This window comes from Henriciella marina, from assembly GCF_027213945.1.
Taxonomy (GTDB): domain Bacteria; phylum Pseudomonadota; class Alphaproteobacteria; order Caulobacterales; family Hyphomonadaceae; genus Henriciella; species Henriciella marina_A.
Map to the genome: position 1 here is coordinate 1 of NZ_JAPWGW010000006.1, position 23,280 is coordinate 23,280.

The 23,280-nt window shown below is 58.4% G+C and carries 33 protein-coding genes and 1 pseudogene; 31 read left to right on the forward strand and 3 right to left on the reverse strand.

Annotated elements, in window-relative coordinates; all coding sequences use genetic code 11:
- The coding region (locus O4G74_RS15295) for an EF-Tu/IF-2/RF-3 family GTPase (protein ID WP_269402836.1) at positions 1-540 on the forward strand (540 nt) is incomplete at its 5' end.
- Between the two features lie 210 nt (positions 541-750).
- Positions 751-2,439, forward strand: a complete 1,689-nt coding sequence (locus O4G74_RS15300; protein WP_269403421.1) for an alpha/beta hydrolase — start codon at positions 751-753, stop codon at positions 2,437-2,439.
- On the opposite strand, the gene cdd is transcribed toward O4G74_RS15300, so the two are convergent.
- The gene (cdd, locus tag O4G74_RS15305) at positions 2,426-2,965 is read right to left on the reverse strand and encodes a cytidine deaminase (protein ID WP_331283530.1); all 540 of its coding nucleotides are present in this window, start codon (positions 2,963-2,965) and stop codon (positions 2,426-2,428) included. The genes O4G74_RS15300 and cdd overlap by 14 nt on opposite strands.
- Before the next feature lie 142 nt (positions 2,966-3,107).
- Between cdd and rpsJ the strand changes: the two genes are divergently transcribed.
- The 27 genes from rpsJ to rplQ all read left to right on the forward strand — a co-directional run bounded on the left by rpsJ (position 3,108) and on the right by rplQ (position 17,085).
- On the forward strand, positions 3,108-3,428 hold the full coding sequence (gene rpsJ, locus O4G74_RS15310; RefSeq protein WP_018146788.1) for a 30S ribosomal protein S10: 321 nt from the start codon (positions 3,108-3,110) through the stop codon (positions 3,426-3,428).
- Between the two features lies 1 nt (position 3,429).
- Positions 3,430-4,227, forward strand: a complete 798-nt coding sequence (gene rplC, locus O4G74_RS15315; RefSeq protein WP_269403423.1) for a 50S ribosomal protein L3 — start codon at positions 3,430-3,432, stop codon at positions 4,225-4,227.
- Positions 4,227-4,856 carry a 50S ribosomal protein L4 gene (gene rplD, locus O4G74_RS15320; RefSeq protein WP_269403424.1) on the forward strand — a complete coding sequence of 210 codons (630 nt, stop codon included), beginning with the start codon at positions 4,227-4,229 and terminating at the stop codon, positions 4,854-4,856. The genes rplC and rplD overlap by 1 nt, the downstream gene beginning before the upstream one ends.
- A gap of 3 nt (positions 4,857-4,859) precedes the next feature.
- Entirely contained in the window at positions 4,860-5,159 is a 300-nt protein-coding gene (locus O4G74_RS15325) for a 50S ribosomal protein L23 (RefSeq protein WP_269403425.1), read from the forward strand.
- A 9-nt stretch (positions 5,160-5,168) separates the two neighbouring features.
- On the forward strand, positions 5,169-5,999 hold the full coding sequence (gene rplB, locus O4G74_RS15330) for a 50S ribosomal protein L2 (RefSeq protein ID WP_269403426.1): 831 nt from the start codon (positions 5,169-5,171) through the stop codon (positions 5,997-5,999).
- A 14-nt stretch (positions 6,000-6,013) separates the two neighbouring features.
- Entirely contained in the window at positions 6,014-6,292 is a 279-nt protein-coding gene (gene rpsS, locus O4G74_RS15335) for a 30S ribosomal protein S19 (RefSeq protein WP_119377960.1), read from the forward strand.
- Between the two features lie 3 nt (positions 6,293-6,295).
- Complete coding sequence (gene rplV / locus O4G74_RS15340) at positions 6,296-6,685, forward strand: 50S ribosomal protein L22 (RefSeq protein WP_119377959.1); 390 nt, start codon at positions 6,296-6,298, stop codon at positions 6,683-6,685.
- Positions 6,685-7,419, forward strand: a complete 735-nt coding sequence (gene rpsC, locus O4G74_RS15345; protein ID WP_119377958.1) for a 30S ribosomal protein S3 — start codon at positions 6,685-6,687, stop codon at positions 7,417-7,419. Before rplV ends, rpsC begins: the two co-directional genes overlap by 1 nt.
- Before the next feature lie 3 nt (positions 7,420-7,422).
- Complete coding sequence (gene rplP / locus O4G74_RS15350; protein ID WP_269403427.1) at positions 7,423-7,839, forward strand: 50S ribosomal protein L16; 417 nt, start codon at positions 7,423-7,425, stop codon at positions 7,837-7,839.
- Positions 7,840-7,841: 2 nt separating this feature from the next.
- Complete coding sequence (gene rpmC, locus O4G74_RS15355; RefSeq protein ID WP_269403428.1) at positions 7,842-8,045, forward strand: 50S ribosomal protein L29; 204 nt, start codon at positions 7,842-7,844, stop codon at positions 8,043-8,045.
- A gap of 10 nt (positions 8,046-8,055) precedes the next feature.
- Entirely contained in the window at positions 8,056-8,301 is a 246-nt protein-coding gene (gene rpsQ / locus O4G74_RS15360; RefSeq protein ID WP_119377955.1) for a 30S ribosomal protein S17, read from the forward strand.
- A complete protein-coding gene (rplN, locus tag O4G74_RS15365; protein WP_018146799.1) occupies positions 8,298-8,666 on the forward strand; it encodes a 50S ribosomal protein L14 in 369 nt (122 codons plus the stop codon). The genes rpsQ and rplN overlap by 4 nt, the downstream gene beginning before the upstream one ends.
- Positions 8,667-8,668: 2 nt before the next feature.
- Positions 8,669-8,986: a 50S ribosomal protein L24 gene (rplX, locus tag O4G74_RS15370; protein WP_269403429.1), complete on the forward strand. Its 318-nt coding sequence runs from the start codon at positions 8,669-8,671 to the stop codon at positions 8,984-8,986.
- Complete coding sequence (gene rplE, locus O4G74_RS15375; RefSeq protein WP_269403430.1) at positions 8,979-9,533, forward strand: 50S ribosomal protein L5; 555 nt, start codon at positions 8,979-8,981, stop codon at positions 9,531-9,533. The genes rplX and rplE overlap by 8 nt, the downstream gene beginning before the upstream one ends.
- A 19-nt stretch (positions 9,534-9,552) precedes the next feature.
- Positions 9,553-9,858, forward strand: coding sequence for a 30S ribosomal protein S14 (gene rpsN, locus O4G74_RS15380; RefSeq protein ID WP_119377952.1), 306 nt, complete (start codon positions 9,553-9,555; stop codon positions 9,856-9,858).
- Between the two features lie 16 nt (positions 9,859-9,874).
- Complete coding sequence (gene rpsH, locus O4G74_RS15385) at positions 9,875-10,270, forward strand: 30S ribosomal protein S8 (RefSeq protein WP_018146803.1); 396 nt, start codon at positions 9,875-9,877, stop codon at positions 10,268-10,270.
- Positions 10,271-10,287: 17 nt separating this feature from the next.
- Complete coding sequence (gene rplF, locus O4G74_RS15390) at positions 10,288-10,899, forward strand: 50S ribosomal protein L6 (protein ID WP_269403431.1); 612 nt, start codon at positions 10,288-10,290, stop codon at positions 10,897-10,899.
- 4 nt (positions 10,900-10,903) lie between these two features.
- Positions 10,904-11,266 carry a 50S ribosomal protein L18 gene (gene rplR / locus O4G74_RS15395; RefSeq protein WP_119377950.1) on the forward strand — a complete coding sequence of 121 codons (363 nt, stop codon included), beginning with the start codon at positions 10,904-10,906 and terminating at the stop codon, positions 11,264-11,266.
- Positions 11,267-11,275: 9 nt separating this feature from the next.
- Positions 11,276-11,863, forward strand: a complete 588-nt coding sequence (gene rpsE, locus O4G74_RS15400) for a 30S ribosomal protein S5 (protein WP_269403432.1) — start codon at positions 11,276-11,278, stop codon at positions 11,861-11,863.
- Between the two features lie 17 nt (positions 11,864-11,880).
- A complete protein-coding gene (gene rpmD, locus O4G74_RS15405; protein WP_182482107.1) occupies positions 11,881-12,078 on the forward strand; it encodes a 50S ribosomal protein L30 in 198 nt (65 codons plus the stop codon).
- Between the two features lie 44 nt (positions 12,079-12,122).
- Positions 12,123-12,602 carry a 50S ribosomal protein L15 gene (gene rplO / locus O4G74_RS15410; protein WP_269403433.1) on the forward strand — a complete coding sequence of 160 codons (480 nt, stop codon included), beginning with the start codon at positions 12,123-12,125 and terminating at the stop codon, positions 12,600-12,602.
- 86 nt (positions 12,603-12,688) lie between these two features.
- The gene (secY, locus tag O4G74_RS15415) at positions 12,689-14,062 is read left to right on the forward strand and encodes a preprotein translocase subunit SecY (RefSeq protein ID WP_419715407.1); all 1,374 of its coding nucleotides are present in this window, start codon (positions 12,689-12,691) and stop codon (positions 14,060-14,062) included.
- On the forward strand, positions 14,059-14,628 hold the full coding sequence (locus O4G74_RS15420) for an adenylate kinase (RefSeq protein WP_269403434.1): 570 nt from the start codon (positions 14,059-14,061) through the stop codon (positions 14,626-14,628). Before secY ends, O4G74_RS15420 begins: the two co-directional genes overlap by 4 nt.
- Positions 14,629-14,766: 138 nt before the next feature.
- On the forward strand, positions 14,767-15,135 hold the full coding sequence (gene rpsM / locus O4G74_RS15425; protein WP_269403435.1) for a 30S ribosomal protein S13: 369 nt from the start codon (positions 14,767-14,769) through the stop codon (positions 15,133-15,135).
- A 12-nt stretch (positions 15,136-15,147) separates the two neighbouring features.
- A complete protein-coding gene (gene rpsK / locus O4G74_RS15430; protein WP_119377944.1) occupies positions 15,148-15,537 on the forward strand; it encodes a 30S ribosomal protein S11 in 390 nt (129 codons plus the stop codon).
- Between the two features lie 63 nt (positions 15,538-15,600).
- Entirely contained in the window at positions 15,601-16,620 is a 1,020-nt protein-coding gene (locus O4G74_RS15435) for a DNA-directed RNA polymerase subunit alpha (RefSeq protein WP_419715408.1), read from the forward strand.
- Between the two features lie 36 nt (positions 16,621-16,656).
- Complete coding sequence (gene rplQ, locus O4G74_RS15440) at positions 16,657-17,085, forward strand: 50S ribosomal protein L17 (protein WP_269403437.1); 429 nt, start codon at positions 16,657-16,659, stop codon at positions 17,083-17,085.
- A gap of 79 nt (positions 17,086-17,164) precedes the next feature.
- Here rplQ and O4G74_RS15445 read toward each other — a convergent pair whose 3' ends face one another.
- Both O4G74_RS15445 and O4G74_RS15450 read right to left on the reverse strand, forming a co-directional pair.
- Complete coding sequence (locus tag O4G74_RS15445; protein ID WP_269403438.1) at positions 17,165-18,373, reverse strand: acyl-CoA dehydrogenase family protein; 1,209 nt, start codon at positions 18,371-18,373, stop codon at positions 17,165-17,167.
- A gap of 69 nt (positions 18,374-18,442) precedes the next feature.
- Positions 18,443-19,171 (reverse strand): alpha/beta fold hydrolase, encoded by a 729-nt coding sequence (locus tag O4G74_RS15450; protein WP_269403439.1) that lies wholly within the window; start codon positions 19,169-19,171, stop codon positions 18,443-18,445.
- A gap of 191 nt (positions 19,172-19,362) precedes the next feature.
- On the opposite strand from O4G74_RS15450, the gene O4G74_RS15455 reads away from it, so the two are divergent.
- The gene (locus O4G74_RS15455; RefSeq protein WP_269403440.1) at positions 19,363-22,527 is read left to right on the forward strand and encodes a TonB-dependent receptor domain-containing protein; all 3,165 of its coding nucleotides are present in this window, start codon (positions 19,363-19,365) and stop codon (positions 22,525-22,527) included.
- Between the two features lie 75 nt (positions 22,528-22,602).
- A pseudogene (locus O4G74_RS16495) lies at positions 22,603-23,013 on the forward strand (tetratricopeptide repeat protein); the annotation flags it as partial.
- Between the last annotated feature and the right edge of the window lie 267 nt (positions 23,014-23,280).

The window sequence follows — 23,280 nt, forward strand, 5'->3', positions numbered from 1 at the left end:
GAGGACGTGTTCTCGATCTCCGGCCGTGGTACGGTTGTGACCGGCCGCGTCGAGACGGGCATCATCAAGGTTGGTGAGGAAGTCGAGATCGTCGGTATCCGCGACACCCAGAAGACGACCGTTACGGGCGTCGAGATGTTCCGCAAGCTGCTCGACCAGGGGCAGGCTGGCGACAACATCGGCGCACTCATCCGCGGTATCGACCGTGAGGGCGTTGAGCGTGGCCAGGTTCTCTGTAAGCCAGGTTCAATCACGCCGCACACCACGTTCGAGGCAGAAGCCTACATCCTGACCAAGGAAGAGGGTGGCCGTCACACGCCATTCTTCACCAACTACCGTCCACAGTTCTACTTCCGTACGACTGATGTCACGGGTGTTGTGAAGCTTCCAGCGGACAAGGAAATGGTCCTTCCGGGCGATAACGTGAAGATGGAAGTTGAGCTCATCGCGCCGATCGCCATGGACCAAGGCCTTCGCTTCGCGATCCGCGAAGGCGGCCGCACCGTCGGTGCAGGCGTCGTCTCCAGCGTCTCCAAGTAAGACCTTTTCGCCTCCCAGAGAGGCTGAAATGCAGACAAGAGGGGCCGTCTCGTAAGAGGCGGCCCTTTTTTATGCGCGATGTCCGGGTTGACGGGGATGAGGCCGATCGCTGGCGTCGGCTCATTAGCGTCTTGCTGGCAGGGTAAGCTTGCCGCGACAGAATTGGCTGTGCATATGTGTATCATTCACTGCAGATAGACCAAGAACCCGATGTCGCTGAAGCAACGCTATTTCGAGATGCTCGGCGCTGCGTACGAAGTGCCGGCTTCGACGAACCAGTTCGACGGTTTCCTCGATGCCGCAATGGCGTACTTTTTCGACGGAGATGAGACCGGCGCGATAGCACCGGATGTGCCACGATACAGCGACATCGACGATGGCCTTGATGCTCACGCCAACAGGATCGCTACCCTGGTCAGCGCCGCTGCGGTCCGGGAGGGTGCGGCAAGCGACACTTTTCATGCGATCCTCGAAATTTCGTCGGGTAGTGAGCAGGTTGTTGGCAACAAAGCCGCAGCGCAGCTCATGGCACGAGAGTTTCCGTGCACATTGGTTGAGCTTCCCCTTGATCGCTCCGCGCTTCACGACATCCGCCGGTTCATGCGGCCAGAACCTCGCAAAGCCCAGGACCGGATCATCCTCACCAGTGTCGAGACGGGCCTAGAGCTGCGCGCCTGCCTCGCTCTGATCCAGAGACCAAACGATCACGAGGGCAGGGTGGTCGTATCGCTTTCGTATATCGACTGGTCCGAGACCCTGATTGAGCGACTACGTGACGCGTTTGGTCTGACTGCCAGTGAGAGCGAGGTGCTGGAAGGGTATCTTGCCAATCTTAAACCAAAGGACATCGCTGCCCGGAGAATGCGGGCCCTGGAAACGGTAAAGGTTCAGTCCAAAAGCATTTTGAGGAAAACAGGGTGTTCGCGGATAAGCGATGTTGTCCAGCTTTGCGCAAGTATTGCCTTTTTGTTGAGGCAACTACCGCAAGCGAACCGTGTTCGTCCGGCAGAGGCGTGGGTCACGCCGCGCGACGGCCTTCACACGCTGAATGTTGCCGAAGGTCGACAGCTCGCCTGGTACCGGGTCGGAGCAGGGCGCCGACCGGTATTGTTCGTCCATGGCTATTTGCAGGGGCCGTTCTTCACCGCAGACTTCGAAAGGTGGCTGACCGATGCGGATATAAGTCTGATCGCACCATCCAGGCCGGGTTTCGGATATACGTGTCCGAGCCAGAGCCGGAAGGGTTTCGAGAAGACCGTGGTTGAGGACGCGCTTGCGCTGGTCGGTTCGCTCTCGCTGGATTCGGTTGGGCTGTGTATTCATCAGGGCGGTGCTTCGCACGGTTTCCGGATCGCCAGGGCTCTCGGAGATCGAGCCAAGCGACTTTTGCTGATCGGTGGTGGCATTCCGATAGACGAGGACCGGCACCTGTCTCATATGGATCGACAGACCCGATTCGCAGCCATCGCATCGCGGCACGCCCCTTCGGTGATGAGAATGGTGATGTCTGTTGGTTTGCCAGTTTACCGCATGAGGGGGCCGAGAGCTTTCCTGATGACCCAGTTTGCGAACGCGCCTACGGACCTTGCGACGCTGTCAGATCCGAGATTGTTCGAGGTTCAGGCCTTGGGACTATACCACGCCGTTGAGCAGGGCGGCGAGGCCTGGGTTCGTGACGGCGCGTCTGCCATGGCTGACTGGAGCGATGATCTCGATTCGGTATCCGTGCCGCAGGTGTGGCTGAATGCAGGCGACGATCCAGTGATTTCGGCCGAGCAGGTGACGCAACATCTCAAAGAAAGGCCAAACACGGTGAGTCGAATATTGTCCGGCCATGGGACGAATATCCTGCACACCGCCGCTGATGAAATACTGGCAGAGCTCGTCAGGCTGGCTTGAACAGGAATGCGGCAGGCAGAAGCTCGGCCATTGTCATTGTGACCATGACACCGGCTGGCCCGGCCATCGTAATCTTTACGTCCGGACCTGCAAACTCGGACAGCTTCTGGCGGCAACCCCCGCAGGGCGTCACAAGCGAATCGGATTCGGCATAGACGAGTACTTCGAGAATCTCGGTGTCGCCCGCAGCCACCATAGAAGTAATAGCGCCGCCTTCAGCGCAGATGCCATCCGGAAAGGCCGCGTTCTCAACATTACAGCCGACATGGATACCGGAGGGCGAACGGATTGCGGCGCCGACCTTGAATTTTGAATAAGGGGCATGCGCATTCTCGCGCACGGCCCGAGCCATGTGGTACAGGTCATCAGTCACGGGGCATGGGTCCTTTACGGGGCCTAGGGTCAAGCCAGAGGAAGACCTTTGTCGATGCCCGTCCGCATTGCAATATTGAAGCTGACTGAACTGACCTGATCGCGGCTGCAAAGATTCCGTCATGAACTGTTGACGGCCTCCTGCAAATCCCATACACCGCGCCCTTCGAAGGGTCGGCAGTGCCAGTTTCAGGCAAACGCTTCCCACCGAAACGAAACAATTCGAGCCGATTGCGTCCGGGCGCTTCTAAAGCGTGCGCCTTGGCGCAACATTCATGTTGACGGGATACCGTACGATGGAAAAACAGAATATCCGGATCCGGCTGAAAGCCTTCGATCACCGCGCCCTCGACATGTCGGCGAAAGAGATCGTGTCCACCGCAAAGCGCACCGGCGCTGATGTGCGTGGCCCGATCCCGCTGCCGACACGTATCGAGCGCTTCACGGTGAACCGCTCGCCGCACATCGACAAGAAGTCCCGCGACCAGTTCGAGATCCGCACGCACAAACGTATTCTCGACATTGTCGACCCGACCCCGCAGACCGTCGACGCGCTTATGAAGCTCGACCTCTCGGCTGGTGTTGGCATCGAGATCAAACTTGAGGGAGCGCGCTAAGATGGCACTTCCGGCGTCACGTACCGGGGTTGTTGCCCAGAAGCTGGGTATGACCCGAATCTTCAACGACGAGGGGCGTCACGTTCCTGTCACCGTTCTGTCGCTTGACGGCTGTCAGGTTGTCGGTCACCGCACCGATGCTGACCGCGACGTCAGCGTCAATCGCGGCAAGAAGAAAGGGAAAGTCACCGTCACCCGGAATGATGGCTACAATGCCGTCGTCATGGGTGTTGGCGAGGCGAAAGCCAAGCGGACGGCGAAAGCCCAGCGCGAAGCATTTGCCAAGGCAGGCGTTGCACCAAAGCGCAAGCTGGTCGAGTTCCGTGTGACCTCTAACGAGCTTCCTGAGCTTGGTGCGGAAGTGGTTGCCGATCACTTCGTAGCTGGCCAGCGTGTTGACATTGCGGGCATTACGCTCGGCAAGGGGTTCTCTGGCGCCATGAAGCGCTGGAACTTCGGTGGTCTTCGCGCGACACATGGTGTCTCCATCTCTCACCGTGCCCACGGTTCGACTGGTCAGTGCCAGGATCCGGGTAAGGTGTTCAAGGGCAAGAAGATGGCGGGTCATTACGGCACCGAGCGCGTGACCATCCAGAATCTCGAAATCATCCGCACTGACGCAGAGCGCGGCCTGATCCTCGTCAAGGGTTCGATCCCGGGTCACGATGGGTCTTACGTCGAAGTTCGCGATGCGGTGAAAAGGGCGATCCATGAAGATGCGCCTGCTCAAGGTTCGTTCCGTGGCAAGGGCGCTGCAGCCCAATCTGCTGAAGCCGACAATGCGGAGGCTGGTGAATAATGGAACTCGACGTCAAAAATCTCGACGGCAAGTCGGCTGGTAAGGCAAGTGTCGATGAGGCCATCTTTGGCCTGACCGATATTCGTGCTGACCTGTTGCACCGTACCGTCCGCTGGCAGCTCGCGAAGCGCCAGGCTGGCACGCACAAGACCCAGGAACGTGGTGAGGTCTCGGTTACGACCAAGAAATTCATCCGCCAGAAGGGGTCGGGCGGCGCTCGTCACGGTTCGCGTAACGCGAACATCTTCGTTGGCGGCGCTGTCGCGCACGGCCCGCGCGTTCGCAGCCATGCGCATGATCTTCCAAAGAAGGTGCGCAAGCTTGCGCTCGCACACGCTCTGTCTTCCAAGGTGAAGGACGGTTCGCTCATCGTGCTCGACGAAGCGAAACTGTCGGAAGCGAAGACGAAAGAGCTCTCGGCAAAGTTCAAGGCACTCGGCGTTGAGAACGCGCTGATCATCGGTGGCTCCGAAGTCGACCAGAACTTCGCGAAAGCGGCTCGCAACATTCCGAATATCGACGTTCTGCCAGTTGCTGGTCTTAACGTCTATGACGTGATGCGCCGTCGCCAACTGGTTGTAACCAAGGATGCGCTCGATGGTATCGGCGCGCGTTTCGAGGGGAAATAGGTCATGGCTGACGTGAAAGCACACCACTACGACTCGCTGCTCGCTCCGCACATCACGGAAAAGGCAACGCTGCTCGCTGAAGAAAACAAGATCGTCTTCCAGGTTCCTGTCACGGCCAACAAGGCTGAGATCAAGGACGCCGTGGAAAACCTTTTCAAGGTCGACGTGACCAAGGTCAACGTGATCGTCCAGAAGGGCAAGACCAAGCGCTTCCGCGGAAAGCTCGGTCAGCGTTCTGACACGAAGAAGGCGATCGTCACGCTGAAAGACGGCCAGTCCGTCGATATCACGACCGGACTGTAGGAGAGCGATATGGCACTCAAGACATTCAATCCAACGTCGCCCGGTCAGCGTCAGCTTGTCATCGTCGACAAGTCGGGGCTGTACAAGGGCCGTCCAGTGAAGTCTCTGACCGAGGGTCTTTCGAAGTCCGGCGGTCGTAACAACCGTGGTCGCGTCACCGTTCGCGGTATCGGCGGCGGCGCAAAGCGTCTTTACCGCAAGATCGACTTCAAGCGTCAGCGCTGGGATATCGAGGCGACCGTCGAGCGTCTGGAATACGATCCGAACCGGACCGCATTCATCGCGCTCATCCGCTACACCGATGGCGAACAGGCCTACATTATTGCGCCGCAGCGTCTGGCTGTTGGTGACAAGGTGATGACGTCCAAGACTGCGGACATCAAGCCAGGTAACGTTCTTCCTTTGAAGAACATTCCGGTCGGTACCATTGTGCACAATGTCGAGATGAAGCCGCTCAAGGGCGCTCAGATCGCACGTTCTGCCGGTACTTACGTCCAGATCGTTGGTCGTGATGCAGGCTATGCCCAGATCAAGCTTTCCTCTGGCGAGCTTCGCATGGTTCCGGATAGCTGCCTTGCTGCCATTGGTGCTGTGTCCAACCCGGACAACATGAACACCGTGCTGTCGAAAGCCGGTCGCGCTCGCCATTTCGGCAAGCGTCCTAAGGTCCGCGGTGTCGCAATGAACCCGGTCGACCACCCGCACGGCGGTGGTGAAGGCAAGTCTTCGGGCGGCCGTCACCCGGTCACTCCGTGGGGTAAGAAAACCCGCGGTCCTAAAACCCGTAAGACACAGGCTTCGGATCGTCTGATCATCCGTCGCCGTAACGCGAAACGCTAGGGAGCGAGAGAGATATGCCACGTTCCGTATGGAAAGGTCCGTTTGTCGACGGCTATCTGCTCAAGAAAGCAGAGTCTGCACAAGCTTCAGAGCGCCGCGAAGTCATCAAGACCTGGTCGCGCCGCTCGACCATCATGCCGCAATTCGTGGGCCTGAACTTTCAGGTTCACAACGGCAACAAGTTTGTTCCCGTTCTCGTCACCGAGGAAATGGTGGGTCACAAGTTCGGCGAATTTGCGCCGTCCCGCACCTACTATGGCCACGGCGCCGACAAGAAAGCCAAGAGGAAGTAAGCCATGGGTAAGGCAAAGAATCCTCCGAAACAGGCCTCCAACGAGTCGCGCGCAGTACTGCGCATGTACCGTTCGAGCCCGCAGAAGCTGAACCTTCTGGCTCAGCAGATCCGCGGTCTTCCGGTGCAGAAGGCGATGGACCAGATGCAGTTCTCGCGCAAGCGAGCTGCCAAGGACGTTTACAAGGTGCTGTATTCGGCGATGTCGAACGCTGAGAACAATCACGGTCTCGATATCGATAGCCTCGTCGTTGCTGAAGCGCATGTTGGCAAGAACCTGGTCATGAAGCGCATCCGTGCCCGCGCCCGTGGCCGCGCGGCGCGTATCGTGAAACCTTTCTCGCAGCTCACCGTCGTGCTGCGCGATACATCAGCTGAAGCGGAGGCCGCGTAATGGGTCAGAAGATCAATCCCGTCGGGTTTCGTCTAGGTGTTAACCGGACCTGGGACAGCCGCTGGTATGCCGACACGGCAGACTATGGCCGTCTGGTTCATGAAGACCTGAAAATCCGCAACACGATCAAGCGGGAGCTCAAGCAGGCGGGTATTTCCCGCATTGTTATCGAGCGTCCGCACAAGAAGTGCATCGTTACGATCCACACGGCCCGTCCGGGTCTGGTGATCGGCAAGAAGGGTGCTGATATCGAAGTGCTTCGCAAGAAGTTGTCGAAGATGACCGAAGACGAAGTTCGCGTGAACCTCGTCGAGATCCGTAAGCCGGAGATCGACGCCACGCTCGTCGCCGAGGACATTGCGCGTCAGCTTGAGCGCCGCGGCTCTTTCCGCCGGGCGATGAAGCGTTCGATCCAGAACTCGATGCGTCTCGGTGCGCTTGGTGTGCGTATCATGGTTGCCGGCCGTCTCGGCGGCGCAGAAATCGCGCGGACCGAGCAGTATGCAGAAGGTTCCGTGCCGCTGCACACGCTCCGTGCCGACATCGACTATGGCACCGCCGAAGCAGAGACGACCTACGGTATCATCGGTATCAAGGTCTGGATCTACAAAGGTGAGATCATGGAGCACGATCCGATGGCGCAAGACCGCAAGGCCGAAGATTCAGGCCAGGCACGTGCGCGTTCGACCAATCAGCGTGGCCCGGCTTCCGGTCCGCAAGGCGCGGGAGCGTAAAACATGCTGCAGCCAAAACGTACGAAATACCGCAAGGCGTTCAAAGGCCGTATCAGCGGGACTGCGAAGGGGGGCTACAGCCTTAACTTCGGCTCGTTCGGTCTGAAGGCGCTTGAGCCAGAGCGGGTTACTGCCCGTCAGATTGAGGCGACCCGCCGTGCTGTGACGCGTGAAATGAAGCGTCAGGGCAAGGTGTGGATCCGCATTTTCCCGGACACGCCAGTTTCGGCGAAACCGATTGAGGTTCGTATGGGTAAGGGTAAGGGTTCGATCGACCGTTGGGTCGCTCGGGTGGCTCCTGGCCGTATCCTGTTCGAGATAGACGGTGTCCCAGACGAAGTTGCGATCCAGGCTCTGAAACTCGGCGCCGCAAAGCTGCCGATCAAGACCAAGATCATCAAACGCATTGAGGGGATCTAGTCATGAAAACCGGTGATTTGCGTTCCAAGAGTGCCGACCAGCTACAAGCGCAGCTTGTTCAGCTGAAGAAGGAACAGTTCAACCTCCGCTTTCAGCAGGCGACTGGCCAGCTGGAAAAGACGGCCCGGGTGAAGGAAGTCCGCCGCGATATCGCGCGTGTGAAGACTCTTCTCGCCGAACAGGCCAAAGCGGAAGCAGAGGCGTAGGAGAAGAGACATGCCAAAGCGCGTAATGGAAGGCGTTGTGGTGTCCACGAAACAGGACAAGACGGCTGTGGTCCGCATCGACCGCACCTTTCTTCACCCTGTTCTGAAGAAGATCGTGCGCCGCTCAAAAAAGTATCACGCCCATGATGAGGGCAACGTCGCTGTCGAGGGCGAGCGCATCACGATCCGTGAATGCCCGCCGCGCTCGAAGCTGAAGACGTGGGAAGTTGTTGCTAGCGAAGGAGCTGACTCATGATTCAGATGCAGTCCAACCTTCGCGTGGCTGACAATTCCGGCGCTCGCCGTGTTCAGTGCATCAAGGTGCTGGGTGGCGCAGGCCGTCGTTATGCGTCTGTCGGCGACATCATCGTGGTGTCGATCAAGGAAGCAATTCCGACCGGCCGCGTGAAGAAGGGTGACGTTCGCCGCGCTGTCGTGGTTCGCGTCGCCAAGGACATCAAGCGCCGTGACGGCTCTGTCATCCGGTTTGACACCAACGCCGCCGTGCTTGTGAACAATAATGGCGAACCAATCGGGACACGTATCTTCGGCCCGGTTCCGCGCGAGCTTCGCGCCAAGAACCACATGAAGATCGTCTCGCTGGCTCCGGAGGTGCTGTAGTCATGGCTGCCAAAGTGAAAAAAGGTGATCGCGTCATCGTCACGGCAGGCCGTAACAAGGGTGCCAAGGGCGAAGTGCTCAAGGTTATCCCGGCTGAAAACCGTGTCGTTGTCCAGGGCGTGAACGTTGTAAAGCGTCATCAGCGCCCGTCGCAAATGGACCCAGGTGGCATCAAGACATTTGAAGCGCCGATCCACATCTCCAACGTGGCGATTGTGGACCCGCGCGACGGCAAGGCTACCCGTGTTGGCTTCAAGACTGACGAGCATGGCCGCAAGACGCGCTATGCCAAGCGTTCAGGGGAATCGATCGATGTCTGATAATTACAAACCCCGTCTCAAATCCAAGTATCGTGATGAGATTCGCGAGAAGCTTCTTGAGGAGTTCAAATACTCCAACGAGATGATGGTACCGAAGCTCGACAAGGTCGTGATCAATATGGGCGTTGGCGAAGCTGTCGCTGACTCCAAGAAGATCAAGACCGCGCTCGCTGAGCTCGAGAAGATCTCTGGTCAGAAGCCAGTGCCAACGAAGGCTCGCAAGTCGATTGCCGGCTTCAAGCTTCGCGAAGGCATGATCATCGGTGCAAAGGTCACGCTTCGCCGCGACCGTATGTACGAGTTCCTGGACCGTCTGACCAACATGGCTCTTCCGCGTGTGAAGGACTTCCGTGGTCTGAACGGCAAGAGCTTCGATGGGCGCGGCAATTACGCCATGGGTCTCAAGGAACAGATTGTGTTTCCCGAGATCAACTATGACGACATCGAGGACATTCGCGGTATGGACATCATTGTCTGCACCACCGCCAAGACGAACGAAGAAGCCAAGGCGCTGCTCGCGCATTGCGGCTTCCCGTTCCGTAACTAGCGCTTGAGGACGAAACGATATGGCTAAGAAAAGCGCAATCGAGAAGAACGAGAAGCGTCGCAAGATGGTCGCCCAGTATGCGGCCCGTCGCGCGAAGCTCAAAGCAATGGCGATGGATGAGGATCTGCCGCTGGAAGACCGCTTCAAGGCTCGCCTGAAGCTGGCGGAACTTCCACGCAACTCCGCACCGAACCGCGTTCGTAACCGTTGCCAGGTCACAGGCCGTCCGCGCGGTTATTATCGCAAGATGAAAATGTCCCGTATCGCGCTGCGCGAGCTTGGCTCGCTCGGCATGGTCCCGGGCTTGGTCAAGTCAAGCTGGTAGGAAAGGAGGAACCAAGATGAATATTTCCGATCCCCTTGGCGATCTCCTGACCCGCATCCGCAATGCGCAGATGCGTGGCATGACGAAGGTTGTCTCTCCATCCTCTAAACTCCGTCTGCGCGTCCTCGACGTGCTGCAGAGCGAGGGTTACATCCGTGGTTACACGGAAGTGGAGAAAGACGGTCATCGCAATGTCGAGATCGAGCTTAAGTATTTCGATGGCGCACCGGTCATCTCCGAGATCCGTCGGGTCTCGAAGCCTGGCCGTCGCGTCTATTCTTCGGTGAATGATCTGCCGCTGGTCCGCAACGGGCTGGGCATCTCCATTCTCTCCACGTCGAAGGGCGTCATCTCTGACGCTGTCGCACGTAACGAGAATGTTGGTGGCGAGATCCTTTGCCGGGTCTTCTAGGACGAGGATGAACTGATATGTCCCGTATTGGAAAACTCCCAATTCCTGTCCCTAACGGCACAACCGTTACAGTGGACGGCAACAAGATCGAAGCGAAGGGCCCGAAGGGTCACCTTGCGTTCACGGTTTCGGAGCTGGTTTCCGCAGAGCTGAAAGACGGCGAGCTGTCGATCATGCCGCGCGAAGACTATGTCGCGGAAGCAAATGAGCGCATCAAGGCGAACGATGCCAAGGGCCGCAAGAAGATGACCTTTGCTGAGGCTCTGGACCCCAAGGTTCGCACCCAGTGGGGCACGGCGCGCGCAAACGCTGCGAACGTCGTCCACGGTGCGGCCGAAGGCTTCACCAAGTCACTTGAACTCGTCGGCGTTGGTTATCGTGCACAGATGCAGGGCAATGACCTGAAACTGTCGCTCGGCTATTCCCACGATGTGATCTTCAAGGCACCAGACGGCATCAAGCTCGAAGCGCCGAAACCGACCGAGGTTATCGTGTCGGGTGCTGACAAGCAGGCCGTTGGCCAGGCTGCCGCTGAGATCCGCCAGTTCCGCAAGCCAGAGCCATTCAAGGGCAAGGGCGTGCGCTATGCTGGCGAATACGTCCGCCGCAAGGAAGGCAAGAAGAAGTAACGCCATGAAGACGACACGCGAAAAGACACTCCGCCGCGCCCAGCGCGTTCGTGCCAAGCTCCGCAAGGTTGCAGAGGGCAAGCCGCGTCTGTCGGTCGCCCGCTCGCACAAGAACATCTCTGCCCAGATCATCGATGATGAAAAGGGTCTGACGGTTGCGGCAGCATCGACGCTTGAGAAAGACCTGCGTGAGCAGCTCAAGGCGACGAGCGACGTTGCAGCGGCACAGAAAATCGGTGAGCTCATCGCAGAGCGCGCCAAGCAGGCCGGTGTAGAAGACGTCGTCTTCGACCGCGGCGGCTATATGTTCCACGGCCGGGTGAAAGCCCTGGCAGACGCCGCCCGTGAGGGCGGCCTGAAGTTCTAGGAGGCCAGTATGGCAGAAGAACGAGGACGCGGCCGCGGACGCGGGCGCAGAGACGACCGCCAAGACGAGCAGAGCGAGCTTACTGACAAGCTCGTCGGCATCAACCGTGTCGCAAAGACGGTTAAAGGCGGTAAGAATTTCGGTTTCGCAGCCCTGGTCGTCGTTGGCGACCAGAAAGGCCGCGCTGGCTTCGGCAAGGGCAAGGCCCGCGAGGTGCCAGAAGCGATCCGTAAGGCAACCGAGGAAGCAAAGCGCAACCTCGTTCGAATTCCGCTTCGCGAAGGTCGCACCCTGCATCATGATGGCAAAGGCCGCTGGGGCGCAGGCAAGGTGATCCTCCGCGCAGCGCCTCCAGGTACAGGCGTGATCGCTGGTGGTCCGATGCGCGCTGTTATGGAAGTCCTTGGCATCCAGGACGTCGTTGCAAAGTCCAACGGCTCGTCGAACCCTTACAACATGGTCCGTGCGACCTTCCAGGCGCTCAAGGAACAGGCTAGCCCACGTTCCGTCGCTTCGAAGCGCGGCCTGAAGGTTCAGGATATTGTTGGCCGCCGCACCGATGGTGCGTCCGAAGCCGGCATTTCCGAGACCGCCTGATTTAGAGAAGGAATCTGATGATGGCCAAGAAGCAAGCAGACACGATCAAGGTCCGCCAGGTCGGGAGCCCGATCCGCCGTAAGCCCGAGCAGCGCGCAACGCTGATCGGCCTCGGCCTGAACAAGATCGGCCGCGAGCGCGAGCTCGTGAATACCCCGGCCGTTCAGGGCATGATCACCAAGGTGTCACACCTTATTGAAGTCGTAGAAGAGTAGGCGTATAGGGGCGACCCTTTCAAACGCCAGTCAGGAATAGAGCGATGAAACTCAACGAACTCTCTCCAAATGCGGGCTCCACCCACAGCCGCCATCGCGTTGGCCGCGGCGTCGGCTCCGGCAAGGGCAAGACTGGCGGACGTGGCGTCAAAGGTCAGAAGGCACGCTCCGGCGTCGCCCTCAACGGCTTTGAAGGCGGCCAGATGCCGATCTATATGCGTCTGCCAAAGCGTGGCTTTACGGCTCGCAACTCCAAGACGCATGCCTGGGTCAACCTCGGCCGTCTGACCAAGGCGATCGAAGCCGGCAAGATCAAGGCCGACGACATTACCGAAGAGACGCTGGTTGCGTCCGGTGTTGTCCGCCGCACGAAAGACGGTATCCGTCTCCTTGCAAAGGGTGATGCGCCCAAGAATGCAAAGATCACCGTCACAGGCGCTAGCAAAGCGGCGATCGAAGCGATCGAAAAAGCGGGCGGCTCCGTTACGGTAACCGGGGCGGCAGCTGCTGAAAAAGCTGAGTAAGGCGGGTCTTTTTCGTCTATACACCTTCACAAACACGATCTCGCCGCCAATGTTGGCGGCGATTTCATTTCGGGTAGGAGGGTCCTTTGGCCACAGCCGCAGAGCAAATGGCGCGCAATATGAACTTCGGTACCTTTGCGAAGGCAAAGGACCTCCAGGCGCGCATCCTGTTCACGCTTTTCATCCTGGTCCTCTATCGTCTCGGCACATACATTCCCGTGCCAGGCGTCGACCCTACCCAGTTTGAGCAACTCTTTCAGAGACAGTCGGGCGGCATGCTGGGCTCGCTCAACATGTTTGCAGGCGGCGCGGTTGAGCGGATGAGCGTGTTTGCGCTCAACGTGATGCCCTACATTACCGCATCGATCATCGTTCAGATGATGACATCGGCTATTCCTTCGCTTGAAAAGCTGAAGAAGGAAGGCGAGGCGGGCCGCAAGCAGATCAACCAGTATACCCGCTATCTCACGGTTGGTTTTGCCTTCTTCCAGGGCTTCGGCATTGCAATGGGTCTTTCCAGCGTTGCCTATGACGGCATTGCCCAATGGTTCTTTATCCTGACGGCCGTATCGACCTTCGTTGGCGGCACCATGTTCCTGATGTGGATGGGTGAACAGATCACGGCACGTGGCATCGGCAACGGCATCTCGCTGATCATTTTTGCCGGTATTATCGCTGAAATGCCGAAGGCCATCTTCAACTTGTTCTCCGGCGGACGCGAGCAGGGAATCAACGTCGTCTTCGTGCTCGGCATCCTGGTCCTCGTTATCGCGCTCGTCCTGTTCATCGTTTTCATTGAGCGCTCGCAACGCAGGATCCTGATCCAGTATCCGAAGCGCCAGCAGGGCAACCAGATGAGCCAGGGCCAGTCGTCATTCATGCCTCTGAAGCTCAACACATCCGGTGTTATTCCGCCGATCTTCGCGATCGCGATCCTGATGCTTCCCATGACCGCTGTTGGCCTTGTTGGCGGTAATACCGGGGTAGGGCCGGACGGTCAGATGGTTGCTGCGGGTGATCCGGGCATTCTCCAGTGGCTGGCGATCAATTTCTCGCCGGGCAGCTGGACCTACATCATCACTTATGGCGTGCTGGTCGCATTCTTCTGCTTCTTCTACACGTCGATCATGTTTAATCCGCAGGAGACCGCGGACAATCTGAGAAAGTATGGCGGTTTCGTCCCCGGGATTCGCCCGGGCAAGAACACGGCAGCCTATTTTGACTATGTGCTGACCCGTCTGACGACGATCGGTGCGATCTATCTCGTCTTCGTCTGTCTGCTGCCTGAAGTGCTTCGCCGATATATGCCGGAAATTCCTTTCTACATCGGTGGCACGTCGCTACTGATCGTTGTATCGGTGACGATGGATACAGTGACACAGATACAGTCGCACCTGATCGCGCACCAATATGAGGGGCTGATCAAGAAATCGCGGCTGGGAGGCAAACGCAGACGATGAATCTCATTCTTTTCGGACCACCCGCTGCGGGCAAGGGTACCCAGGCCAAGCGCCTCGTCGAGGAACATGGCTATGTACAACTTTCCACTGGTGACATGCTGCGCGCAGCTCGCGCGTCGGGTTCAGAACTCGGCAACCGGGTTGCAAAGATCATGGATGAGGGCGGGCTGGTTTCCGATGAGATCGTCATCGACCTGATCGATGATCAGCTGAATCAGAACAAGGACGCTGCGGGCTTCATCTTCGATGGCTTCCCGCGGACACTCGGGCAGGCCAAAGCGCTCGACCAGCTTCTTGATTCGCGCGGTACGCGGCTTGATCGTGTGATCCGTCTTGTGGTCGATGAGGACCAGTTGATGGCCCGCGTGACCAAACGGTTCGAAGAGCAGGGCCGCAAGGATGATAACCCGGCGACGTTTGCCGCCAGGCTCGAGAAATACAATGAGGATACGGCCCCGCTTCTGCCTTTCTATGCAGAGCGCGGAATCCTTCGCGAAGTCGATGGAATGGCCAGTATAGAGACGGTTACGGAAGGCGTGGAAAAGGCGCTGAAAGAGACCGCATAAAGCCGCAATTCCCCAGTTGACGCGGGGAATTGCACGTCTATAACGACGCACTTCGTTAAGAGGTCGGGTTCGCGCGCGCGGAGCGTTGTTTTTCGTTTCGCGCCGGACCCGCTTTCGGCAGTTCAGGAGAGAGGCCCAATGGCCCGTATTGCAGGCGTAAACATTCCGACGAACAAGCGTGTCGAAATCGCGCTTCGTTACATTCACGGCATCGGTCCGGCGAAGGCACGCGAAATTACCGACAAGATTGGTATCGAATCGCATCGCCGTGTCGCTGACCTGACCGACGCAGAAGTCATCCAGATTCGCGAGACGATTGACGGCGATTATATCGTCGAAGGTGACCTGCGGCGTGAAGTTTCAATGAATATCAAGCGCCTGATGGATCTCGGCTGCTATCGTGGCCTGCGCCACCGCAAACGCCTCCCGGTCCGCGGACAGCGCACCCATACCAATGCCCGTACCCGCAAGGGCCCGGCAAAGCCGATTGCCGGCAAGAAGAAATAGGACAGGACCGATATGGCTCGTGATACGACCCGCGTTCGCCGCCGCGCCCGTAAGAACATTTCTTCGGGCGTCGTGCATGTGAACTCCAGCTTCAACAACACGATGGTCACCATCAGCGATGCTCAGGGAAATACTATTTCCTGGTCTTCCGCAGGTACGATGGGCTTCAAGGGTTCGCGTAAGTCGACCCCTTATGCTGCGCAGGTTGCTGCTGAAGATGCTGCCAAGAAGGCGCAGGAGCACGGTCTCCAGACTGTTGAAGTCAACGTTCGTGGACCAGGTTCTGGTCGAGAGAGCGCGCTTCGTGCGCTGCAGGCTGCAGGCCTGACCATCACGTCCATCCGCGATACGACCCCAATTCCGCACAATGGCTGCCGCCCGCCTAAACGCCGCCGCGTCTAGGCCTTTAGCGACTGTCCTGTAGCAAGACCAAGGAGGCCATGAATGGCCGATACTGCGACCAGTGTGAATGACCGTAACTGGAAAGAACTGATCCGCCCGAACCGCCCGAAGGTCGAGGCAGGCCGCGACCCGCGCCGCCACGCCAAGCTGGTGATCGAGCCTCTCGAGCGTGGCTTCGGCACGACGCTCGGTAACGCGCTTCGCCGCGTTCTTCTTTCTTCGCTCCAGGGCGCCGCGATTACCGGTGTCCAGATCGATGGTGTCGTTCACGAGTTCTCGTCCATTCCGGGCGTCCGCGAAGACGTCACGACGATCGTCCTGAACCTGAAGCAAATCGCCATCGACATGGTTTCGGATACGCCGAAGCGCATGATCCTCAAGGCTGATGGCAAGGGTGAAGTGAAAGCCGGTCAGATTGAAACGTCTGGCGATGTGAAGATCCTTAACCCGGATCTCGTTATCTGTACGCTCGACGATGGTGCTTCTGTTCGCATGGAATTCACGGTTGCGACCGGGAAAGGCTATGTGCCTGCCGATCAAAGCCGTCCTGAAGATGCCCCGATCGGGTTCATCCCGGTTGACGCGATCTATTCGCCGGTTCGTCGCGTTGGCTACAGCGTCGAAGATACGCGTGAAGGCACCGTGCTCGACTATGACAAGCTCACCCTCTCAGTTGAGACGGATGGCGCGATTACGCCGGAAGACGCCGTGGCCTATGCCGCCCGCATTCTCCAGGATCAGCTCCAGCTCTTCATCACCTTTGATGAGCCTGAGACCGAGAGCACCTCTTCGAGCGAAGAAACCGATCTTGGTTTCAACCCGGTCCTTCTCAAGAAGGTCGACGAGCTCGAACTGTCTGTCCGTTCGGCAAACTGTCTGAAGAACGACAATATTGTTTACATTGGCGATCTCATCCAGAAGTCGGAAGCCGAAATGCTTCGCACCCCGAACTTCGGCCGCAAGTCGCTGAATGAAATCAAGGAAGTCCTCGCTGGTATGGGGCTGCATCTCGGCATGGAAGTGCCGGACTGGCCACCAGAAGACATCGAGGCACTTGCCAAGAAATACGACGATCACCTCTAAACGTCCGCCCGGGAGGGCGCGCAGGAGACCAAGCAAATGGCCCACGCAATTGCACACCGCAAGCTGAACCGCACCAGCGCGCATCGTAAGGCGATGTTCGCGAACATGGCGGCTTCGCTGATCCAGCATGAGCAGATTGTGACGACGCTCCCCAAGGCAAAGGAGCTGAAGCCGATCATGGACAAGCTCGTGACGCTTGCCAAGAAAGGCGACCTCGCTTCGCGCCGCCGGGCAATTGCCCAGGTCCGCAGCAAGGATGCCGTCGCAAAGCTCTTTGAAGTGTTCGGTGAGCGCTACAAGGACCGCAATGGCGGTTATACCCGCGTGCTGAAAGCCGGCTTCCGCCATGGCGACAACGCACCGGTTGCTGTGATCGAACTGGTTGACCGCGACGAGGAAGCCAAGGGCAAGGACGACCGCGCCCGCCACGAGGCTGAACTTGAGGCGATGGAAGACTACGAATAGGTCTTTCGTTCACTTGAAATACGAAAACCCCGCTGGTTCGCCGGCGGGGTTTTTTCTTTGGCGGATTGTATCGCTGTGACTAGAGGCCAAGCTGTCCCTTGGAGAGGATGTTCCTCTGGATCTCGTTTGAGCCGGCATAGATAGAGCCAGCCCGGTCGTTGAGGTATTTCGCAGACACAGTGACAAGGCCTTCGGGTCCGACCAGCCCCTGATTCGAGGTAGCGGGCGTAACAACCGGCCCTCCCGTTTCTGTGTGTTCTGGCTGGAATGGCTGAACATGCAGGCCGCCGAGGTCGAGACCAATCTCTGTTAGGCGTTGGCTAAGCTCGGTGCCGCGCACTTTCATCATTGAGGCCTTTAGACCCGGCGTCCCGCCACCGGCCAGTTCCGCCATCATCATCAGTTCGGCCGCCTCAAGCGTGGAGGCATCTATCTCGGCCTGGGTGAGGTGCGCATCGAGGTCTGGTGTCATTCGCTCCAGTGCGTGCGCCTTCCGTCGTAGACTTGAGATGCGCTGAAGAAGGCGCGGGCCATAGGAGGAACCGCCCCGCTCAAATTCGAGAAGGTATTTCGCGACGGTCCAACCCTTGTCGATCTCGCCGACGACACTGGCCTTCGGAACACGCACATTGTCGAAGAAGACGGCGTTCTGGATATGCTCGCCGGACAGCATGATGATCGGATCAACAGTGACGCCTGGCGCATTCATGTCGATCAGCACGAAGGTGATACCGGACTGCGGTTTACCCGTCGCATCTGTACGCACCAGGCAGAACATCATGTTCGCTTCGTGGGCGTGCGTGGTCCAGATTTTCGACCCCGAACAGATGAAGGCGTCGCCATCATCCTCTGCGCTCATGGTGAGCGCAGCCAGGTCGGATCCCGCATGAGGCTCTGAATACCCTTGGCACCAGAAATCTTCGCCGGAAAGGATGCGAGGAAGGTAGTAGTCCTGCTGCTCTTTCGAACCATGGCCGATCAGGGCAGGGCCGCACATACCAATACCCATGGGCGAGAGGGGCGGCGCACCTGCGCGCGCCATTTCAACGTCGAAAATATAGTGCTGGGCGACGCTCCAGTCGCAACCGCCGTATTCGACAGGCCAGGATGGAGCAGCCCAGCCCTGATCGACTAGGATCGCTTGCCAGACGAGCGCTGTTTCCTTGTCGGCATAGACGCTGGTCATACGCGACGCGTAGCGACGCAGCTCTGGCGTCAGCTTTTCGGCCAGGAAGTCACGGACTTCTTGGCGAAACGCTTCTTCGTCACGGCTGAAAGTGAGCTGCATGGTAGCCTCCGGTCATGGATGACAGGCATCTTCGCAAGGCGAAACCTGCGTGCAAGCCGTGACCGCGCGTCAGCCTTTCCAGAGGTCTTTCAGAAGCGCCGCAAACTCTGGAGCTTTCTCGACGACAGACCAATGGCCGGTGTTGGCGTTCCGATGCAGGGGCGTTCCGGTGGTCGCGCAAAAACGCTGAGCCGTCTCGACCGGAACGAAAGGGTCGTCATCCCCCCAGAAGACGAGGCCCCTTTCGGGCAGCTTATCCAGATTGCGCGTCCATTCTTCGGCAATATTCTTAGCTGAGCGATAGAGGCGCAGGATGGATCTGCGCATATGCGGCGACCATTGGTTAGCTTCATGCCTGGCAAGCGGCTGCGGCATACCTGCAGACGAGAGAGAGGACGCCAGCCTGTCCTTGCCTGTCAGCGCCATGAACAACTCACCCAATAGCGGCGTCTGCCAGATGCGGGCGGTCTGATGCCAATTGTAATCGCGCTCTGGAAGGGCATTAGCGACCGCCCAGCTGTTGACGAGGTCGGGGCGCAGAGAAGCGGCACGAACGACCAGCAGGGCGCCCCAGTCATGCCCAGCGAGGTTCACTGGGGCACCAGCACGTTCCATCTCGGAGATGAGCCAGCTGACATAGGCCTCCTTGCTGCAATCAAAACCGGAGGGCGGAAGAGATGTGAAGCCGGGGAGGGCAGGGGCAGACAAATTTGTGTGACCATCCTCCGCAAGCGCGTCGATCAATGGCTGCCACATCTGCGGCGTGTCAGGCACGCCGTGAACGAGAATTGTCTTCAAGATCAGTTTCCCCTGCTGAAACCATATCAGGAAACATTCAATACTGCTGCATTGAACTGTCCATAATAAAGGCTCGAATGACCAGAATCTGGACAGTAACCCGTTTCGGGCGTGAATTTGTCCAGTTTCATTGACGGAAATTAATATAGCCGAGCACCGTACGATCTCTCGAGAGTGTGAGGAGAGAGAGTATGAGACTTGTTCGTCAGGGAACAGAAGCAGGTTTCCAACGTCTGTTGCTGTCTGGAGTTGCCGCAACAACACTGTTGGCCTTTGCCGGTCCCGTCGCATTTGCGCAGGATGAAGTTGAAACAGTACCGGAAGCTGAGGAGGAAGCAGCCGTCCAGCAGACAGTGACCGTCACGGGGTCGCGTATTCCATCCGACCCCAATCTTATCTCTTCGGTTCCGGTCCAGTCACTTGGTGAAGACGCGATCAAGCTTTCCGGTGAGCTTAACCTCGCCGATGTCGTCAATGACATTCCAGCTCTCGTTTCATCTCTGACGGCCGAACAGTCGGATACTGGCGCCAACGCGCTGAACCTTCGCGGCCTGGGCCAGGAGCGGACGCTGACGCTGGTGAATGGCCGGCGTCATGTTGCTGGTTTCCGCGGTACGCAGGCCGTCGATGTCGGCACAATTCCGCGTTCACTCGTAGAGCGCGTCGAAGTGACGACCGGCGGAGCGTCCGCAGTCTACGGTGCCGACGCTGTGACTGGCGTTGTAAACTTCGTACTCAAGGATGACTTCGAGGGGCTTCAGCTAGACCTTCGCGGTGGTGTATCGGGCGAAGGCGATGCCGAGAACTTCGCCTTTGACCTTCTGGCCGGTCAGAACTTCGACAATGGCAAGGGTAATGTTGTCCTTGCGCTTACCTATGAAGACGATTCTGCCATCACCTATGGCGACCGTGACTGGTCCCGCGACAACGGCATTGCCAGCGTCGAGCCGCGAGCCAACCCGGCTGCCCTGACGGATCCGAATGCGCCGCCGCGCGCCGTTATCAATGATCCCCGGTTCTGGCTGACCTCGCAGGAGGGCTCCATCGCGCCGACCTTCGGGGGTCGGAACACCCTCTATGTCGACATCAATGGCAATGGCACCCCCGACTGTCAGGAGTCGGAAGGTGGCCGCGTGGGCTTTCTTGCCGGTTGCTGGCTGACCAATCCTGACGGATCGGTGCGCGTGAACCAGGACGGAATCGTACTTAACGGTCTCTGGGGCATTGGTGGTGATGGAGGTGCGATCAGTTTCAACCGCGACACGCTCTATCCGGCCACGGATAAAGTCGTTCTGAACCTGAATGCCAATTATGAGCTGGCACCGACTTTCTCTGTCTTCTTTGAAGGCAAGTATGTGAACGCCGAATCCACGACCTTCGCTGAGCAAGACAGCTTCTACGACACGCTGTTCATCCTGCCAGACAACCCGTTCATCCCGAGCCAGCTTGATCCGGTCGTGGCAGTCACGGGCGGTCTGCTTCTGACGCAGGACCCGCTCGACTGGAGTGATGACAACCCATCGACATATGAGCGCGAAACGCTGCGCTTCGTCGCCGGCTTTGAATGGGAGCCTGCAGACGGCCACTTCATCGAAGGCTCGATAAACCGCGGTGAGTTTACGCGCCGCGATGAGTATACCGGCCTTTATCTTGATCGCGTCTTCGCGGCGATTGACGCCGTCGACGATGGTAATGGCAACATTGTCTGTCGGTCCGATCTCGACCCCAATGCCTTCTACGAAATCGACTATTTCGCAGGTGGCAATGGCTATGCGGACGGCTTCTATTCGTCGAATGCTTATTACTCGTTCACGCCGGGCGATGGCTCCTGTGCGCCGCTCAACCCGTTCGGTACCTACTCGACGAGCCAGGCCGCGCGCGACTTCGTTACATCGAACCTGAAAGATGAGCTGAAGCTCGAGCAGACGGTGGTCTCGCTCATCGCAACCGGCAATTTCGACGTCATGGACTACGTCCTCGACGGCCCGCTCGGCTATGCCGCCGGTCTTGAGTATCGCGACGAGCGCAGCACTAGCACGCTCGACCCTCTTACGCTCGGCATCCTGCCGCCAACAACGTCCTTTACGCCGGGCGCGCAGGTTAGCCAGATCAGCCCGTGGCTTTTCTCCTTCACGAGCATCGATAACACCCAGCAGTTCAATACGGGTGGCGGCTATGACGTCTATGATGCGTTTGCAGAAGTCCGTCTGCCGGTTTTCGAAGACCGGCCTTTCGCGAAAGAGCTGACACTGGACGGTGCTGTTCGCCTCGCCAGCTATTCCACGCTGGGCGAAGCGACCACGTGGAAAGTGGGTGGTACCTGGGCGCCGATCGAAGATATCAGCTTCCGCGGTACCGTCTCTGAAGCTGTGCGTGCGCCGAACATCTCGGAGCTGTTCGACCCGCGTCTACCGATCACGGTTTCTGCAACCGCCGACCCATGTGATCCGGGAAATGTGGGCGCCGGCTCCAGCGTGCGGCAGGCGAACTGCGTGGCGGACCTGCTAGCAGCGGGTGTCCCGCAGGGGCAGATCCTTGATGGATCAGGCAACTATATCTGGACGAACCCGCTCACCGGCCGTTTTTCTGGCGTGTCAGGCGGTAACCCTGATCTCGATGTGGAAACGGCTGAAACCTACACGATTGGTGCAGTTTTCACGCCGCGCTTCCTGCCGGGCTTCTCGATGACCGTGGACTATTGGGACGTGTCCATCGAAGACGCGATCTCTGCTGTTGCCTCCGGCGATATCCTCGATGGCTGTCTGGACTCCACGAACTATCCGGGCCTCGACTTCTGTAACCTATACACGCGGCGTGCAGATGGTGGCCTGAACGGTCTCGAAACCGGTCAGATCAACTTCGCCCAGGTGGAAGCAAGCGGTGTCGACTTCTCCGCTAATTACACCTTCGATGTCGGCGAAAACACGTTCGGTGCGACGCTGGTCGGCTCCTATCAGGAGAAGCTGGACCGTTACTTCAACCCGCTCGACCCTGATGATGTCGACCCGGAAATTGAAGAACTGTTCCTGCCAGAGCTTTCGGGCAATCTGAGCCTGACCTGGGCACGCGGTCCGCTGGCTGTTGGCTTCCAGACCCAGTATCTCAGCCGTCAGGCCGTTGACGAGATCGAAGACGTGCTTGGCCTCAACGACAATCAGGCGCTCTACGGAAATGCAGGCTTCTTTGATGAAAGCTATATTTTCGACGTGAACGCCTCCTATGAGTTCAGCGAACAGTTCACTTTCTATGGCGGTGTGAACAACATTGCTGACAAGGACCCATTCTCGACGCAGACGGCCTGGCCGGTCGGTCCACGTGGGCGCTTCTTCTTCCTTGGCCTGACCTACACCCACTAGGGTTCAGGTTTGATCTGAAGATAAAATCGGGATGCGGAGGCGAAAGCCTCCGCATTTCTTGTTATTCGGGATGTCATGCCTGAAACGAATGAAGCGCTGCTGGAGACTGTAGACCGCCTTGCCCATGAGGGTCAGGGGGTTGAAGCAATTGCGCAGCTGAAGGCCGCCCTGGCACGTCAGCCACGCGCCTTCTCTCTATGGCTTCGCCTGTCGAGGCTGCATTACGAGGCGGGTGAATTCCGCGATGCCCTGACCGCTATGCGAAAAGCTGAGCGGGCCGATCCGATGCCGGAAGGCTTTACGCAAATACAGCAAGCCATTCAGTCCAGACGCTATGAAGATGCGCGCGCTATGGCTGAAGCCATGCTTGAAAAAGTCCCCGGTCATCCGCGCGCTGTGTTCACGCTCGCGCATCTCGCGCGCGCTCGCGGCGATCACGAGAAAGCGGCGGCTCAGCTGTCGGACAGTTTCAGCCACGCCCCCGCCAACCCTGTACTCCGTGAGCTTCATATCAGTGCGCTGGAGGATTCTGGCAACTATGCGGCCGCTGTAGAGGCGGCACGCGATCTCGCTCAGCTGGATGACAGCTTTGGGACCATCCATCGGTTACTCACTGTCCTCCTGCGCTATGGCCAGAACGAGGAGGCGCTTGCCTTGTGTGATCGTGCCGAGGTGCTCGCGGCAAACGACGCGCGAGCGTTGAGTGAAGTCTTTCTGATGCGGGGGCAACTTCTAAGGATACTCGGGATCAAG

Excerpts from the sequence above, each read along its gene's own strand:
- O4G74_RS15445 (WP_269403438.1), bottom strand. The coding sequence starts at position 18,373 with ATGCAGCTCACTTTCAGCCGTGACGAAGAAGCGTTTCGCCAAGAAGTC.
- rplR (WP_119377950.1), top strand. The coding sequence starts at position 10,904 with ATGAAGACGACACGCGAAAAGACACTCCGCCGCGCCCAGCGCGTTCGT.
- rplN (WP_018146799.1), top strand. The coding sequence starts at position 8,298 with ATGATTCAGATGCAGTCCAACCTTCGCGTGGCTGACAATTCCGGCGCT.
- rpsH (WP_018146803.1), top strand. The coding sequence starts at position 9,875 with ATGAATATTTCCGATCCCCTTGGCGATCTCCTGACCCGCATCCGCAAT.
- rpsC (WP_119377958.1), top strand. The coding sequence starts at position 6,685 with ATGGGTCAGAAGATCAATCCCGTCGGGTTTCGTCTAGGTGTTAACCGG.
- cdd (WP_331283530.1), bottom strand. The coding sequence starts at position 2,965 with ATGGGATTTGCAGGAGGCCGTCAACAGTTCATGACGGAATCTTTGCAG.
- rplB (WP_269403426.1), top strand. The coding sequence starts at position 5,169 with ATGGCACTCAAGACATTCAATCCAACGTCGCCCGGTCAGCGTCAGCTT.
- O4G74_RS15300 (WP_269403421.1), top strand. The coding sequence starts at position 751 with ATGTCGCTGAAGCAACGCTATTTCGAGATGCTCGGCGCTGCGTACGAA.
- rplX (WP_269403429.1), top strand. The coding sequence starts at position 8,669 with ATGGCTGCCAAAGTGAAAAAAGGTGATCGCGTCATCGTCACGGCAGGC.
- rpsK (WP_119377944.1), top strand. The coding sequence starts at position 15,148 with ATGGCTCGTGATACGACCCGCGTTCGCCGCCGCGCCCGTAAGAACATT.
- rpsQ (WP_119377955.1), top strand. The coding sequence starts at position 8,056 with ATGCCAAAGCGCGTAATGGAAGGCGTTGTGGTGTCCACGAAACAGGAC.
- rpmD (WP_182482107.1), top strand. The coding sequence starts at position 11,881 with ATGATGGCCAAGAAGCAAGCAGACACGATCAAGGTCCGCCAGGTCGGG.
- rpsE (WP_269403432.1), top strand. The coding sequence starts at position 11,276 with ATGGCAGAAGAACGAGGACGCGGCCGCGGACGCGGGCGCAGAGACGAC.
- O4G74_RS15420 (WP_269403434.1), top strand. The coding sequence starts at position 14,059 with ATGAATCTCATTCTTTTCGGACCACCCGCTGCGGGCAAGGGTACCCAG.
- O4G74_RS15325 (WP_269403425.1), top strand. The coding sequence starts at position 4,860 with ATGGCTGACGTGAAAGCACACCACTACGACTCGCTGCTCGCTCCGCAC.
- O4G74_RS15455 (WP_269403440.1), top strand. The coding sequence starts at position 19,363 with ATGAGACTTGTTCGTCAGGGAACAGAAGCAGGTTTCCAACGTCTGTTG.
- rpsN (WP_119377952.1), top strand. The coding sequence starts at position 9,553 with ATGGCTAAGAAAAGCGCAATCGAGAAGAACGAGAAGCGTCGCAAGATG.
- rpmC (WP_269403428.1), top strand. The coding sequence starts at position 7,842 with ATGAAAACCGGTGATTTGCGTTCCAAGAGTGCCGACCAGCTACAAGCG.
- rplF (WP_269403431.1), top strand. The coding sequence starts at position 10,288 with ATGTCCCGTATTGGAAAACTCCCAATTCCTGTCCCTAACGGCACAACC.
- rpsM (WP_269403435.1), top strand. The coding sequence starts at position 14,767 with ATGGCCCGTATTGCAGGCGTAAACATTCCGACGAACAAGCGTGTCGAA.
- rplO (WP_269403433.1), top strand. The coding sequence starts at position 12,123 with ATGAAACTCAACGAACTCTCTCCAAATGCGGGCTCCACCCACAGCCGC.
- rplP (WP_269403427.1), top strand. The coding sequence starts at position 7,423 with ATGCTGCAGCCAAAACGTACGAAATACCGCAAGGCGTTCAAAGGCCGT.
- rpsS (WP_119377960.1), top strand. The coding sequence starts at position 6,014 with ATGCCACGTTCCGTATGGAAAGGTCCGTTTGTCGACGGCTATCTGCTC.
- rpsJ (WP_018146788.1), top strand. The coding sequence starts at position 3,108 with ATGGAAAAACAGAATATCCGGATCCGGCTGAAAGCCTTCGATCACCGC.
- rplE (WP_269403430.1), top strand. The coding sequence starts at position 8,979 with ATGTCTGATAATTACAAACCCCGTCTCAAATCCAAGTATCGTGATGAG.
- rplC (WP_269403423.1), top strand. The coding sequence starts at position 3,430 with ATGGCACTTCCGGCGTCACGTACCGGGGTTGTTGCCCAGAAGCTGGGT.
- rplD (WP_269403424.1), top strand. The coding sequence starts at position 4,227 with ATGGAACTCGACGTCAAAAATCTCGACGGCAAGTCGGCTGGTAAGGCA.
- rplV (WP_119377959.1), top strand. The coding sequence starts at position 6,296 with ATGGGTAAGGCAAAGAATCCTCCGAAACAGGCCTCCAACGAGTCGCGC.
- rplQ (WP_269403437.1), top strand. The coding sequence starts at position 16,657 with ATGGCCCACGCAATTGCACACCGCAAGCTGAACCGCACCAGCGCGCAT.